The organism is Blautia stercoris (assembly GCF_054657695.1).
On record NZ_BAAHYF010000001.1, the window covers coordinates 2,021,976 to 2,035,908 of the forward strand.

Consider the following 13,933-nt stretch of genomic DNA (forward strand, 5'->3'; position numbering starts at 1 on the left):
ACATGACATTTTATCAGGAATTGCAGTTAAATCAGGCAGGTTCTAAAAATCTGTTGAAAAAGAGTGAAACAGTGAAAGAAAAATCATATCATATACTGGTATATTTGGTAAAGATAGCTGTTACAATGGCATTTTGTTTTTTATTTGTTACTATTTTCAGTATCTTATTTGGAAATGAGAATAGTATTGTGGGTGTAGTAGTTTTATTATGCCTTATGGTATTTCGGAATGCGGATCTGGGGATCCACACCGGACAATCTACGATGCTTTTGGCTTTGTTCTTTGTAATTATGACTGTATGTCCGCATTTAGCAAATCAGTTTTCACCAGTATTGGGAATGCTGTTAAATATTGCGGCACTGGCTGTGTTGATTCTGTTCGGATGCCATAATCCATTCATGTTTAATCAATCTACATTGGTTCTTGGGTATCTGCTGCTATATGGTTATGATGTTACGGGAAAAAGCTATCAGATGCGATTAGTCGGAATGGCTTTAGGTGCAGCACTTACCTGCTTTGTATTTTATCGAAATCATCAAAACAGAACTTATAAAAGAAATCTGAAAGATCTGATACAAGAATTTGATATCACTTCTTCCAGAACAAAATGGCAGATATGTCAGATTTTATGCGTACCGATTGTCCTTTGCATTGCAGAACTTTGTAATATGCCACGTGCAATGTGGGCTGGTATTGCGGCCATGTCCGCGATTTTGCCGTTTATGGAAGATATGCACTACAGAGTCCGTAAAAGGATTGTCGGAAATATTGCAGGTGTTATATGTTTTACAGTATTATATTTTCTGCTTCCTTCGTCAATCTATGCATATATAGGAATTCTTGGTGGAATCGGTGTAGGATTTTCAGCACAATATGGCTGGCAGGCAGTATTTAACACATTTGGTGCTTTAGCCATTGCTGCAGAGACTTATGGACTACAAGGAGCGGTTAGTCTTAGAGTGATTCAAAATGTTTTTGGTGTTGTGTTTGCTTTAGCATTTTGTGTTATATTTTATTGGTTTATGTCTAAAAAAAAGGAAAGTGAGGTGACCGTACATGCAGAGTGAAGTGAATCAGGAAGAAAATTTGAATAGAATTATTACGGTTCCTAATCTTCTTTCTTTTTTTCGGCTTTGTCTGATTCCGGTAATTATATGGAGTTATTGTGTAAAGAAAAATCCTCTGTTAGCTGGTGAAATCTTATTGCTGTCTGGTCTTACGGATCTTGCTGATGGATATATCGCAAGAAGATTCCATAGAATTAGTAATTTAGGAAAAATACTTGATCCGGTGGCTGATAAGCTGACACAGGCAGCGATGTTAATCTGTCTGTTTACTCGTTTTCCGCATGTGCTTCTTTTAATCGTAATAATGGCAGGTAAGGAGCTGTATATGGTAGTCAGTGGATGTCTTGTGATACAAAAGACAGGAAAAGTACATGGTGCAGACTGGCATGGAAAGATAGTAACCTTTTTATTATATGGAACTGCAGCGGTGCATATTATATGGTTCCACATTACACCGATGGTATCAGATCTGTTGATTGGTTTGTGCGCTATAATGATGGTCATATCGGTCGCTCTGTATATTATCCAGAATACCAGGACTCTTAAGGGAGAGACTGTATAAGCAATTTTATATTGCAATGACTAGAAAAATATTTAGGAGAATATTGATGAGATAAAGAAGGATAAAAACTTAACCTGGATAGAATCAGAACAGATAATTTTTGCATGGCTGGATAAAGACAATCAGGTTACTCCGTTAACGGACGAGCAATTAAATCCGGTATGGAAAATACTAAATTACGAAACAGGGAAATATGAATCTGCTCAGAAACACTTCCGAGTATTTGAAGTGTAGAAGTTTTGTGATACAAAGTGTAAACGTAAGAAAAAATAATACATTTGCGGTCAATTTGTTATCGACAGTTGACCGCAAGCACGGTATAATAGACATAGATCTAATAAGAAAACCAAATAATCATTACTGTAAAATGTCAGGTAATGGTAGTCATCATTTATAATTGGAAGGAACAGGTTGGCTTTACCCTAATGGTGGAAAATCCACCATTTTTCCACCCAAACTGTAATTCCTCAGATGAAAACAGGTTTTCTTATCTTTTCTGAAATTGACAGAAAAAGCAGTAAAATCAAGGCTTTGAATGACTTTGATTGACATAGAATGCAAGCTGTTTTCTGTACCAGGATGAACTCCTAAGCGAGGGGTCGGAGGTTCAAATCCTCTTGGCGACGGGCTTCAAAGCGTTCGAAAATGTTAGCTGGATTAGCTGACAACGAACGCTTTTGTTATTTTCAAATCACGTTCGTGACACAAAATTCCATTCAAAATGATCAATTTCCAGCTAACGCAATCCGATTTTTGTTAGCTGACAGCTAATCAAAATTACCGGTTTGCAAACATGGGTTTTAAGAAGTCCAGCTAACATTTGGGTTCCGCTCCGTTGTCACCCCTTATTCGGGGATGTAAATCAGAGAAAAGGCGGGAAAAGAAACAATCTCTCCCAAACCTGCAAACATGAATTAGCTGAAACAGTATTCAATTCTATTAGCTACAGCTAATGGTCAAACAGCAATGTCTGTTTGGAACTTTACTATCTATAAAAGTTCCAGGCAGGCATTTTTTATTTCCTGAATCCTGGAGGAAAGAAGTCAAGATGACTGAGCCAAACAGACAATCAGGAGAAAGCGAAGAAAGAATCATAGAAATTGAGATTGAGCGTCTTCGTCCATTCAAAGAGCATCCGTTTCAAGTGAAAGATGATAAGGAAATGTTTCTTCTGCAGGAAAGCATTGAGAAGTATGGCATTTTAAATCCGCTGATCGTCAGACCAGTACCGGATGGCTACTATGAGATCATATCCGGCCACAGAAGAAAACATGCTGCGGAGAAACTAGGATACCGTAAAGTACCGGTGATCATCCGAGTATTAAGTGAAGATGATTCCATTTTAAGTATGGTAGATTCCAATCTTCACAGAGAACGAATCAGGCACCAACCCTGTATGATGTTGTTCCAAAAGAAGAAATTGCTGAATTTGAAGAGCTTATGCGCAAAACTATAGCTGACATTGTATCAGAAGCCAGTAGCGTTGCCTGTTGGGTGTATGTGCAGAAATATGTGAAACAGAAAACTCTTGATGAAATGCTGCAAGAATTGCCAGGAGCAGGCCAGTTTATCATTGTCATGGATACCCGGTTCGAAAGACTGATGGCGGATTAATAGAAGTTGTGATAGAATGAAGAAAACGATTTGATGTGCAAATCGGAAGTTGGAGGATACACGCATGAAAATTGTAATCATTAATGGAAGTGCCAGAAAAGGAAATACGCTGGCAGCAATCAATGCATTTATAAAAGGAGCGTCAGAAAAGAATAAAATTGAAATCATTGAACCCGACAAACTCAACATTGCACCATGCAAGGGATGTGGTGTCTGTCAATGCTCTAAGGGATGCGTCGATAAGGATGATACAAATTCTACAATTGATAAAATTGCTGCCGCAGATATGATTCTTTTTGCTACACCAGTTTATTGGTGGGGAATGTCAGCACAATTGAAACTTATCATTGATAAGTGCTACTGCCGTGGATTGCAGTTAAAAAACAAAAAAGTTGGCACAATTGTTGTAGGTGGTTCTCCCGTAGACAGTATCCAGTATGAGCTGATTGATAAGCAGTTTGACTGTATGGCAAAATATCTTTCATGGGATATGCTTTTCAAAAAATCATATTACGCAACAGCCAGAGATGAACTTGAAAAAAATAAGGATTCCATGAACGAACTTGAGTGGATCGGAAAAAACTTATAAAGCACACACCAAATTCAAGTTTGTATGGGAATTTATCAGAAAATGAGGAATAGTTGAAATGGAGGCGCTATAATAACATGAAGATTGAAGGGAACCAGAAAGAACTGGATGCAATGGTAGAATTTCATAAGGGAAACCGTGTCGAGGGGCTGAGACTGCAAGAAGAATTTGCAGCGGAATTTCGTAAGGAGTATAAAGACAAAGATCACTGTCCTTGCCTGAAAGCCTGTCGTTATCACGGAAACTGTAAGGAATGTGTAGCAATCCACAGAGCGCATCAGGAACATGTTCCTAATTGTATGCGACCATTGATTAATAAAAAATTGAAATTGATGTCAGAATTAACAGAGCATACCTTGGCAAATGAAATAGAAGCTCCACATGAGATTTTAAGAAAATAGGCAAGTCAAATTCAAGTTTGTTGAACTGAATCCGAAAAGCATTAGGGCGCAGAGGAGATAAAATCCTTTGCGTAAAAGACTAACGAACATATTTAATGAAACATCGGAACCATCTTCTTTTTGTTGTTTACCTATAATAACGATTGGAGTAATCGATTATAGACACTGCAATCAAAAAAATCTGAAAATATATTTATCAACATTACATAAAAGTGTGTAGATGCACATAAAATGGGAATACATATTGAAATTCAGGTCGTTCTGTGATAGAATTTCATTACTAAAAAGTGTGTAGATGCACGGAAATGGGGAGTGTAACGATGGAGATTAAAAGAGACGCTTACCTACAGCAGCTGATCGAGCGAAAAGATAATGGAATGATAAAGGTGATTACCGGCATTCGTAGATGTGGCAAATCCTTTTTGCTGTTTACCATCTTTAAGAGATACTTACTGGAGAACGGCGTTGATGTTGATCATATTATTGAAATTGCATTGGATGGTATTGAGAACGAGGAATTAAGAGATCCCAAGGTATGCTTCAAGTACATCAAGGATGCCATGAAAGACGACGGGAAGTATTATCTCCTTTTGGATGAAGTGCAGTTCATGCCACGATTTGAGGAAGTGCTGAACAGCCTGCTCCGCATGAGCAATATTGATGTGTATGTCACCGGAAGTAATTCCAAGTTCCTGTCCAGCGACATTGTGACCGAATTCCGTGGCAGAGGTGATGAGATTAGAATCTATCCTCTCTCCTTTGCAGAGTTTTATTCTGTCTATGACGGCGATTATGATGATGCCTGGGATGACTACATGATCTACGGAGGATTGCCGCAGATCGTAAGTTTCCAGAGCGAACGACAGAAAGCGGACTATCTGAAGAACATCTTTGCAAATGTCTATCTGAAGGATGTTATTGAAAGAAATAAGATTCAGAACGTGGATGAGATTGGGATTCTGGTTGATGTGCTTGCATCTGCAATCGGCGCACCGACTAACCCTTCAAAGATTGCCAATACATTTGCCAGTGAGCGCCAGATGACTTATGCTAATAAAACCATCTCCAAGCATATCGACCATTTGACAGATGCCTTTTTGATTTCCAAGGCAAGCCGATACGATATTAAGGGCAGAAAGTATATCGGTGCAAATCTGAAATACTACTTTACTGATCTGGGACTGAGAAATGCACGTCTGAATTTCAGACAGCAGGAGCCTACTCATATCATGGAGAACATTGTTTATAATGAGTTGCTGATCCGTGGCTACAATGTTGATGTGGGTGTCGTGGATATCTTCGATAAGGATAAAGAGGGCAAACGTGTTCGCAAGCAGTTGGAGGTTGACTTTGTGGTGAATCAAGGAAACCAGAGATACTATATCCAGGTTGCATATGACATGACTTCGGAAGAAAAACAGACGCAGGAGTTCAATTCTCTGCGTAATATCCCGGACTCTTTCAAGAAGATCGTCATTGTAAATGGCAGCAAAAAGCCTTGGAGAAATGATGAAGGTTTTGTCATCATGGGAATGAAGTATTTCTTGCTGAATGCGAATAGTCTGGAATTTTAAAACGATTTGAGTTGTTGCTGTGGTGTTGTTCTATTTCAAAAAAGAGTGAAATGATATAAATAAGGCCACGGCTGATTTCATGTTGGAACAGCCGTGGCTCAGTTTATTTTTTTTATCCGTACAAACGAGACTGTTCCGCAGGTAGCTTCTCAGCAGACCAGCACGGAATCCTATATCCTCAATACCAATACAAAGAAATTTCATCGGCCGTCCTGTTCATCGGTCAAACAGATGAAGGAGAGCAATAAAAAATCCTCATCAGAGAGTAGTGATGCGCTGATTGCTGCAGGTTATGATCCGTGTAAAAAATGCAATCCGTAAAAATGTGTCAGATATTAAAAAAATATGGAAGAGGAAGGTTGTAGTTCTATATTGCAATACTTCTTCTTTGCGCATATTGGATATGCTGTTGAGGGCGACTGTTGCAGCACTTTGGGCTGGCAAGGTACTTTCTTACTTAATGGGAAATTACTATGACTCGAAAGCCACCTACGAAAAACTCTTTGATTGGACCGACGAACGCAAGTTTAAAACCGGCAAATACTCTTATAAAGAGGCTGTGATCGACGAATTGGCCACAGCCTCTCCCAGTGAATATCTGACGAAAATATCGATACAAGTGTTTTAACCCTGTCGCTTCATCGCGTTTCCTCCGCACTGCCTTTACATTTCTCATAAGCAAATAGCGCCGCTCCCAGCGCACCGCAGAGCTGCGCCTCATCACAGATGTAAAGTTTAGCACCAAGCTTCTCTTCCAATGCCTGGATGATACCCCGGTTCTTCGCCACACCGCCGGTCATCATATATTCGCCTGGATGACCCTTTCCAAGGCGGGCTGCCAACGCGCCGACTTTTGAGGCAACTGACACATTTAAACCGTGGATAATATCTGCCACATCCTTATTCTGTGCCACCAGCGACACGACCTCCGACTCTGCAAACACCGTACACATGCTGGAAATCACGATATTATGCTTCCATTCCAGCCCTTTCACACTCATTTCCTCCAGGGAAAGTCCCAGCGTTTTCGCCATCATTTCCAGAAAACGTCCCGTTCCGGCGGCACATTTGTCATTCATCAGGAAATTTTTCACGGCTCCCTGCCCGTCGATGCTGATCGCCTTGATATCCTGCCCGCCAATGTCGATGATAGTGCGGACATTCGGATTCAGATAATTTGCGCCCTTGGCATGGCAGGTAATCTCCGTGATGCTGTCATCCCCGCTGTCAATGTAGGATCGTCCATATCCGGTCGTATCGATCCGCACGATCTCCTCTTTCTTAATTCCCGCTTTCTCAATCGCCAGATCCAGACTCTTCTCGGCGCTCATCATCGCACCGCCGCCGGTCGGAATAATCATCGTCGATTTAATTTTTCCATCCTGATCCAGTATGACCACATCAGTACTTGTCGAACCGCTGTCGATTCCCGCTACATAAAAAATGCCTGACTCCATCTTCTTTCTTGCCTCCTCACTGATACCTTTTCCCGGATCCATATCCTCTGATCCCTCGATCGTCTCCTCAAATGCCTGAATGCGCGTCAAAAGCTGCCCCGCGCTCTGGCTCGTAAAATCAGTCTCAATCTTAAGGAGCGGAACCTTGATATCCCGCTTGATACTCGCATACTCAAATCCATAATAATCACAGAACTTGATCGTGTGATAAATAATTCCCTTTAAATTCGGATCCAGATACAGACGGTTTCTGCGGATCGAACGGTTCATGCGGAAACACGGCATCTGTCCCAGCAGGACGTCCGCGTAAGAAAGAAACAGCTCCTCTTCCTCCATATTCCACATTTCATCCTGTACGACCGACAGTTTCCGACCACCCGTACAGGTCAGATTTTCCACATCCATCTGGATATTGTCCCGGATCATATCCTCCAGAATGCCGCTGACCCGCACGCCCAACACACCAATGTACGGCTCCGTGTTCATTTCCGGCGTAATAAAGGACTTGATAAAAGCGCGTTTATCAAACACTTTCCCGGAATATGCCTCATATGCCTTTTTAAGCCTCCGGATCGTGCCCGCAAATTTCACTTTTTCACATTCATTATCATCATGCGGCAGATCCAGCATATATAAAAACTTACATTTTCCCGTGCTCTCCACGATATCGTAAACGCGCCGCATCGAATCGCAGCAGTTTACCAGCACCAGCTGTTCAACCTTTCCTTCCAGCACTGCCTGAATGACCGATTTTCCAAAGCCGCACAGATTTGCATGTGCAATTTGATCCGACTGTTCGAAATTTTCCGGCATTTCCTCCAAAACAGAACATTCTTCTCCAAACCCCCGGAACAGCTCGATCGGGGTGTACTTACAGACGTAATAAATCATGCGTGTTTCTCCTCCTTGCCCTTTTCCAGCATTTCCACAAACGCCTGAAGCCGCGTCGATACCTGACCGTCGCTGGTATTGGCGGGGTTGCAGCCGTCACCGTCGAGAATCATCGTCGGAAGGCCTGTCTTTTCTAAGGACTGCTTAATCAGGCTGGATGCACCGATCGTTCCCTTACAGCCCCAGTGGGCAAATAAAACAGCACCATCCGATTCCGTGATTCTGGCAAGCCGTTCCGCTTCCTCAATTCTCTGTTTCACACTGCCATTGTAAATGCAGTAGACCATTTTCTCTGCCATCGCCTCATACGGGTCTTCCGCATGCATCTCCTGAAAACCATCTGCGATGAAATCACAAGCGCGGATGTGCATTTTCTTACTATAATTAAAAATATCCTTAACCGGCTCCTGTAAAAATGGCATGATGTGCATCCAGATTACCGAAAGACCATCTCCCCTCGGTGACATCCGCACATCGCGCAGAAGTTTTTCCGTATAGGTAACCGCCGTCTCTGAGCCAGCCATCAGATGGCACATAAAAAGCGCATACAATTCATTCGTCAGAGAGGTCACCGGGTCATGCGCACACCGCAGGGCAAGCTGTTTTTTATAATTCGCTGCCGCTTTTCGGCTGTTATCTACCGCACTCCGCACTGTTTCCTCCGAAATCCGTCTGTCCGTCGTCTCCTCCAGAAACCGTTTTAATTTCCGTAGCTGATCCGCCACATACAGAACCGATTCCCGGTTTTTCTCATACGGAACATCAATATAAAAGCCTGGACATTCAAATTTATCCTTTAAATACGGAAACGTCATCATATTTCCATCACACGCAAGGTTCGTATAAATCATGCAGTTCGGTTTTGGCAGAATCCCCGTCAGCGCCGCCCCCAGAAACACCCTGTGGTACGAACACATCGTCTCCGGAAATCCTTCTTCCTCCGTTTTCCGAAGAAACGTCTGCTCACACTTCGTTCCCGCCATAAAACAGGACATCGCCTCCACTGAGTACGGCGTCAGCCCTGCCGCCATCACCAGCTCTCCCGGCACAAATATGCTGACCATCGCCGCATTCTCCGGTTCCGACAGCGACTGAATGATATTTTTCATAACCACCCGCGCCACATACTGTCCCGACGACGGTAGCCCCCGATCCGGCAAAAACTGAAGCTTCTTTTCCTGCAGGCGGTATCCCGCAAGAAGCAGCCGACGCGCTTTTTCTGGATCCTTAAGCGCCTGGCTGCTCACCCTATTTCCAAATTTTTCAATTACATCCATTGTTCTTTCTTCCATTCTTTTAAGTTCATTTTTCTGTCATATCGCCCTGATGCAGATGGATATGGTTCCGCGCCTTTGCAGGCAAACGGACATTCTTTATTATAGTCAGTTGGATGGGAATTGTAAATATATCGGATATGAAATGCGAAACAGCGGGGGAGAAGAACTTTACGCCTGTGACAAAATCATCTATATTCCAAAAAACTGAGCAAACAACCACCGTAAACGATGAATAATCCACCGTATTGCCCACTGCCCACTTGGTATCCTTCTCCTTAATTGCTTTTCAAGCAGGAGTTTTCTCAGATATTCTGATCGGCTAATGGACAAACAAGCTGCACCTTAATCTAATAAATCCAGTTCGACATCTGTAAGACGTAATCCTATAAAATGTCTGTGATTCAGTTCTTTATCTTTGTTTTTTGTTCTCATACTCCTCCTTCCGCTGAGACTATTCCTCCCGCTGGAGTCCACGTATTTCAATATCGGCTGTCCCTTCCGATATTAGAAATAGTGCTGTGAACACCTTTAGGTGGAAACAATAGACAAGTGAAACGTCTGTTATTGAGAGGGTATGGGGAGATCCCCATCAAGATAAATCCCATAGGAGAACAGGATGCCAAACGGCAATACTGTTAAACATGGGTGGATCTTGCTCTTATTTGTACCCCTCTATATAACGAAACGCTCAGAGGCTGTTTTACAGTGGGAGAAAAGAAAAAATATAAAAAATTGATGATTAATGGTGAGCTTGTGATAGAATGGAAAAAAGAGAAAAGCATAAAGGATGTAGTTGTGGAGAATATTTGTTATGATTAGAAAATTACTGAACGGAGATATCGATAGAGTTGCTGAAATATGGTTAAAGACAAATCTGAAAGCACATTATTTTATTTCCAATCAATACTGGAAAAGTAATTATGAATTAGTGAAAGAAATGATGTCACAATCCGAAGTCTATGTGTATGAAGCGGATAAAATGATACAAGGATTTATAGGACTAAATGATGAATATATCGAAGGTATTTTTGTCTCTGATGAAATGCAGTCGTGCGGCATAGGGAAGCTTTTATTGGATTATATTAAGGATAAAAAAGAAAGATTACAATTAAATGTATACCAGAAGAATGCCAGAGCAATTTCTTTTTACCAAAGAGAAGGGTTCATTATTGAAGGTGAAGGTTTGGATGAAGCCACTGGTGAAAAAGAATACACCATGCTATGGAAACAAAATAGAAATCGGAATTTTTATAAAGAGCTGATCCAAAAAGCAGGCGCTGAAACGGAACTTGTCTATATGAAAGCCAGTAAGGAGCTTTTGCAAAAAAGACTATATAAAAGAAATCAGGTCTTAAATGCCAATTCGCCGTTTGTGATAACAGATGAAATATTGGAACATCATTATCACGCATTTCAGGAGCCATGGGGCGAAGGAGAAAAAGTAATTTTGCAGAAGGAGGATATTATGCAGTATTCAAAGGAAGAAAGTAAAGCAATCTGGAATCAAAACGCTGAATTTTGGGATTGTGCAATGGGGGATGAATCAAATGATTTTCACAGAGAAGTTGTCCGCCCCAAAGTAACAGAGCTTCTAAATCCTGATCCAACAGACTATATTTTAGATATTGCCTGTGGAAATGGAAATTATTCTGCATATCTTGCAGAAAAAGCTGTCTCTGTTTTGGCTTTTGATTATAGTGAGAAAATGGTGGAACTGGCAAAAAAGCGCCAAAAACGGTATGCTGATCACATTGAGTTTTGTGTAGCAGACGCCACGAATGAAACAAGTCTGATGGCATTAAAAAGAAATAAGCCGTTTACAAAAGCAGTTGTTCAAGGGGTTGAGGTTCTTGCGCTTGCCCCTCTTTCTGTATTACCCGATTATCAGAACAGGGGAATCGGATTATCTTTGATGAAAGAAGGACACAGTATAGCACATAAATTGGGATATGAATATTCAGTTGTTTTGGGACATTCCAAATACTATCCAAAGGCAGGATATATTCCGGCAAGTGAGTGTGGAATAAAAGCGCCATTTGAAGTTGACGATGAAAGTTTTATGGCACTTAATCTTAACGGAAGTCAAAACAAATTAAATGGAGTTATTGAGTACGACAAGGCTTTTGGGGTATGATGTAAAAAATTAGAAGTTGGGAAGGTAAAACATAGATCCTGTTTTTACTGCCTATGGAACACAAGACTGGCATTATAACGAAAAAGGAGAAATACTGCATTTTCCGGTGGATAATTATTATTATGAGGGCAAACGGACAGCTGTGTTTTTGGGAGAAAAGGTTACAAAATATCATAGAACACTGACCACATATCTAAATACACTGCTTTCAAATGGTTTTATAATAAATCATATTGTGGAGCCGCAGCCACCGGAATACATGATGGATATTCCGGGGATGCAGGATGAAATGCGCCGTCCCATGATGCTGATTGTATCGGCGAACAAAAAAGTGGATAGATAGAACTAAAACACCTATAAGGTATAAATGGAGGTAATTTATGTTTAAAGAAAAAATTATTATAGAGATGAAAGAAGTATTCAAAGAAATTCCTTTTGGCATAGAGCATACTCTCAAAGTTTTGAAAAATGCAGAAGATATAATGAAAGGAGAAAATATCGGAGAGGAAGAAAAAGAATTCATCAGTATTATTGCTATACTACATGATATTGGTGCGGTTGAAGCACAAAAAAAATACGGTTCTATTGATGGTGTCTATCAAGAAAAGGAAGGACCAGAAGTAGCGAAAGAAATATTAAAAAAGGTAGGCTATAACAAAAATATTGATAGAATATGCTTTATAATAGGCAACCATCATACTCCATCTAAAATTGATGGACTTGATTTTCAAATACAATGGGAAGCTGATTTGCTTGAAAATTTAACGGTTATGGATAAAGAAAAAGAACAGGAAAAGATAAAAAAGTGTATAGATGAAAACTTTAAAACAAACACAGGAAAAAGGATAGCTTATAATCGCTTTATTTTAGATTAGTAGTAGATTATTACAGTTATGTATTTTATATCGCAAAGAAAAAATAGTAGTTAAGTTTAACCCTAGGGTTAAATGATGAATATGTTGAGGGCATTTTTGTTTCTGGTGAAATGCAATCGCAGGGTCTAGGTAAAATTCTGCTGAATTATGCAAAGGATAAAAGGAATAAGTTGTACTTGAACGTATACCAAAAGAACGCACGGGCAATATCTTTTTATAAGAGAGAAGAATTTGAGATTCAGCATAGTGGCTTAGATGAGACTACCGGAGAAAAAGATTATGTAATGACATGGCAACACAAATAGAAATTCAAGTTTGCCAACTTTCCCTTTGAGAGAGGAGAAATCCTTTTCTCAAAGGGCTTTTTTGATTTTCGGATATTCGTAAACTACAAGACAAAGCTAAAACTTCATATGCTCTAAGCACAAGGAGGCCTCGGTTTGACTATGAATTAGATCTTTCCCAAGTCTTTACCGGAAAAAACGGCAATCTTTTACCGCCCTTTTTATGGATGGTAATCTGCCTCGTCCTCTAGGTTCTCGCCAATTATATCTTTGCCGTGATCTCACACCTGCGCGCTTCATTTCCGGCAGTTCTTCTGCTCTCCGTGCGCCTGATGGCTGGTCACATCAAAGAAACTTTCATCTTATTATTTACAATGGCCGGCGCCTGCCTCATCGTCTTCCTGGTTCCCGGACTTTTCGTCCTTTTTCCCAGAATCCTCTGCGGCATCGCCAGCCATCTGATTGAGCCTGGTTTAAAAAAGGCTCTTGCTATTGATTAATCCAGTTCTTTATAGTCAAAACTGCGGAATTCTGCTGTCTGATCGTATCCGGAGTAGTCCACGCATGCCATGCCGACAAATGCTCCGGTGAAGAATCCACCGTATGACTGGAGTACGTAATCATCGGACAATACAGCGGCATCCAGTGTGCCCGGAATCTCTGTATAGTTCTTTCCGTCAAAGGAATACTCGTAGCTGTAAGACTGCTTTCTTACTTTTGTGCGAAGCCATACAAATTCAACATCATCCGGTACCGGAATCGCATCGTCGCGAAGGAACGAACGATATCCGCCACGATTGCACTCTGCCACTTCGATCACGCGGCCATTTTTCTCATTCCACGTAACGAAAGCGAATGACCAGTGCTTATCATTGTAAAAATTTGTCAATCCAGCCATCTGCTGATAGTTGAACGGATCAAATTTCACTTTCACTTCGGCATCAAAGTTAAATGCCTGCCAGCGTTTTGCCACCAACGAAAGCTCATGCTTATTGCAGAGGGATCCTTTTCCGACCAATGTCAGCCTGCCATCCCCTGTCGTACCCATTTCCTCGGTAAATGGTACGCGGAGGGTATTCCACTCATCATGAAGTTTTGGTGTGTCAAATTCATCATGCATCGAATGATCTGCCGGTGCTTCTGTCAAGATTGCATCTTTCGGCGCATCCACAAGCACTTTTCCGCCATGTCCGCCCTCGATACGAGGC

At 41.1% G+C, this 13,933-nt stretch carries 11 protein-coding genes and 6 pseudogenes; 14 read left to right on the forward strand and 3 right to left on the reverse strand.

The window, feature by feature from the left end; genetic code table 11:
• The first annotated feature begins 2 nt into the window (after positions 1-2).
• The 9 genes and pseudogenes from ACYQ2D_RS09700 to ACYQ2D_RS09740 all read left to right on the forward strand — a co-directional run bounded on the left by ACYQ2D_RS09700 (position 3) and on the right by ACYQ2D_RS09740 (position 6,435).
• On the forward strand, positions 3-1,067 hold the full coding sequence (locus ACYQ2D_RS09700; protein WP_459785281.1) for an FUSC family protein: 1,065 nt from the start codon (positions 3-5) through the stop codon (positions 1,065-1,067).
• The gene (locus tag ACYQ2D_RS09705) at positions 1,057-1,629 is read left to right on the forward strand and encodes a CDP-alcohol phosphatidyltransferase family protein (RefSeq protein WP_055053943.1); all 573 of its coding nucleotides are present in this window, start codon (positions 1,057-1,059) and stop codon (positions 1,627-1,629) included. The genes ACYQ2D_RS09700 and ACYQ2D_RS09705 overlap by 11 nt, the downstream gene beginning before the upstream one ends.
• Positions 1,630-2,581: 952 nt before the next feature.
• Positions 2,582-3,067 (forward strand): annotated as a pseudogene (locus ACYQ2D_RS09710) (ParB N-terminal domain-containing protein); the annotation flags it as partial.
• Positions 3,004-3,243 (forward strand): annotated as a pseudogene (locus tag ACYQ2D_RS09715) (hypothetical protein); the annotation flags it as partial. The pseudogenes ACYQ2D_RS09710 and ACYQ2D_RS09715, both read left to right, overlap by 64 nt.
• 64 nt (positions 3,244-3,307) lie before the next feature.
• Positions 3,308-3,832: a flavodoxin family protein gene (locus ACYQ2D_RS09720; RefSeq protein ID WP_117457056.1), complete on the forward strand. Its 525-nt coding sequence runs from the start codon at positions 3,308-3,310 to the stop codon at positions 3,830-3,832.
• A gap of 77 nt (positions 3,833-3,909) precedes the next feature.
• On the forward strand, positions 3,910-4,233 hold the full coding sequence (locus tag ACYQ2D_RS09725; RefSeq protein ID WP_004613237.1) for a hypothetical protein: 324 nt from the start codon (positions 3,910-3,912) through the stop codon (positions 4,231-4,233).
• 320 nt (positions 4,234-4,553) lie between these two features.
• On the forward strand, positions 4,554-5,807 hold the full coding sequence (locus ACYQ2D_RS09730) for an ATP-binding protein (protein WP_055182611.1): 1,254 nt from the start codon (positions 4,554-4,556) through the stop codon (positions 5,805-5,807).
• 231 nt (positions 5,808-6,038) lie between these two features.
• On the forward strand, positions 6,039-6,128 hold the full coding sequence (locus tag ACYQ2D_RS09735) for a hypothetical protein (RefSeq protein ID WP_459785322.1): 90 nt from the start codon (positions 6,039-6,041) through the stop codon (positions 6,126-6,128).
• On the forward strand, positions 6,088-6,435 hold the full coding sequence (locus ACYQ2D_RS09740; RefSeq protein ID WP_459785324.1) for a GyrI-like domain-containing protein: 348 nt from the start codon (positions 6,088-6,090) through the stop codon (positions 6,433-6,435). Before ACYQ2D_RS09735 ends, ACYQ2D_RS09740 begins: the two co-directional genes overlap by 41 nt.
• Positions 6,436-6,445: 10 nt before the next feature.
• On the opposite strand, the gene ACYQ2D_RS09745 is transcribed toward ACYQ2D_RS09740, so the two are convergent.
• Both ACYQ2D_RS09745 and ACYQ2D_RS09750 read right to left on the reverse strand, forming a co-directional pair.
• Positions 6,446-8,155, reverse strand: a complete 1,710-nt coding sequence (locus ACYQ2D_RS09745; protein WP_459785282.1) for an acyl-CoA dehydratase activase — start codon at positions 8,153-8,155, stop codon at positions 6,446-6,448.
• Complete coding sequence (locus tag ACYQ2D_RS09750) at positions 8,152-9,264, reverse strand: 2-hydroxyacyl-CoA dehydratase family protein (RefSeq protein ID WP_459785283.1); 1,113 nt, start codon at positions 9,262-9,264, stop codon at positions 8,152-8,154. The genes ACYQ2D_RS09745 and ACYQ2D_RS09750 overlap by 4 nt, the downstream gene beginning before the upstream one ends.
• A gap of 979 nt (positions 9,265-10,243) precedes the next feature.
• Here ACYQ2D_RS09750 and ACYQ2D_RS09755 point away from each other — a divergent pair.
• The 5 genes and pseudogenes from ACYQ2D_RS09755 to ACYQ2D_RS09775 all read left to right on the forward strand — a co-directional run.
• A pseudogene (locus ACYQ2D_RS09755) lies at positions 10,244-10,663 on the forward strand (GNAT family N-acetyltransferase); the annotation flags it as partial.
• Positions 10,649-11,263, forward strand: a pseudogene (locus tag ACYQ2D_RS09760) (methyltransferase domain-containing protein); the annotation flags it as partial. The pseudogenes ACYQ2D_RS09755 and ACYQ2D_RS09760, both read left to right, overlap by 15 nt.
• 340 nt (positions 11,264-11,603) lie before the next feature.
• Positions 11,604-11,909, forward strand: a pseudogene (locus ACYQ2D_RS09765) (class I SAM-dependent methyltransferase); the annotation flags it as partial.
• A gap of 37 nt (positions 11,910-11,946) precedes the next feature.
• Entirely contained in the window at positions 11,947-12,441 is a 495-nt protein-coding gene (locus tag ACYQ2D_RS09770) for an HD domain-containing protein (protein ID WP_008981870.1), read from the forward strand.
• A gap of 83 nt (positions 12,442-12,524) precedes the next feature.
• Positions 12,525-12,746 (forward strand): annotated as a pseudogene (locus tag ACYQ2D_RS09775) (GNAT family N-acetyltransferase); the annotation flags it as partial.
• Positions 12,747-13,221: 475 nt separating this feature from the next.
• Here ACYQ2D_RS09775 and ACYQ2D_RS09780 read toward each other — a convergent pair.
• Positions 13,222-13,933: beta-xylosidase family glycoside hydrolase (locus ACYQ2D_RS09780; protein WP_459785284.1), on the reverse strand; the 712-nt coding region annotated here is incomplete at its 5' end.

Bases quoted from the DNA above. Each gene is read 5' to 3' on its own strand.
- ACYQ2D_RS09725 (WP_004613237.1), top strand. From the start codon at position 3,910: ATGAAGATTGAAGGGAACCAGAAAGAACTGGATGCAATGGTAGAATTT.
- ACYQ2D_RS09770 (WP_008981870.1), top strand. From the start codon at position 11,947: ATGTTTAAAGAAAAAATTATTATAGAGATGAAAGAAGTATTCAAAGAA.
- ACYQ2D_RS09730 (WP_055182611.1), top strand. From the start codon at position 4,554: ATGGAGATTAAAAGAGACGCTTACCTACAGCAGCTGATCGAGCGAAAA.
- ACYQ2D_RS09745 (WP_459785282.1), bottom strand. From the start codon at position 8,155: ATGATTTATTACGTCTGTAAGTACACCCCGATCGAGCTGTTCCGGGGG.
- ACYQ2D_RS09705 (WP_055053943.1), top strand. From the start codon at position 1,057: ATGCAGAGTGAAGTGAATCAGGAAGAAAATTTGAATAGAATTATTACG.
- ACYQ2D_RS09750 (WP_459785283.1), bottom strand. From the start codon at position 9,264: ATGAAAAATATCATTCAGTCGCTGTCGGAACCGGAGAATGCGGCGATG.
- ACYQ2D_RS09720 (WP_117457056.1), top strand. From the start codon at position 3,308: ATGAAAATTGTAATCATTAATGGAAGTGCCAGAAAAGGAAATACGCTG.
- ACYQ2D_RS09700 (WP_459785281.1), top strand. From the start codon at position 3: ATGACATTTTATCAGGAATTGCAGTTAAATCAGGCAGGTTCTAAAAAT.
- ACYQ2D_RS09735 (WP_459785322.1), top strand. From the start codon at position 6,039: ATGAAGGAGAGCAATAAAAAATCCTCATCAGAGAGTAGTGATGCGCTG.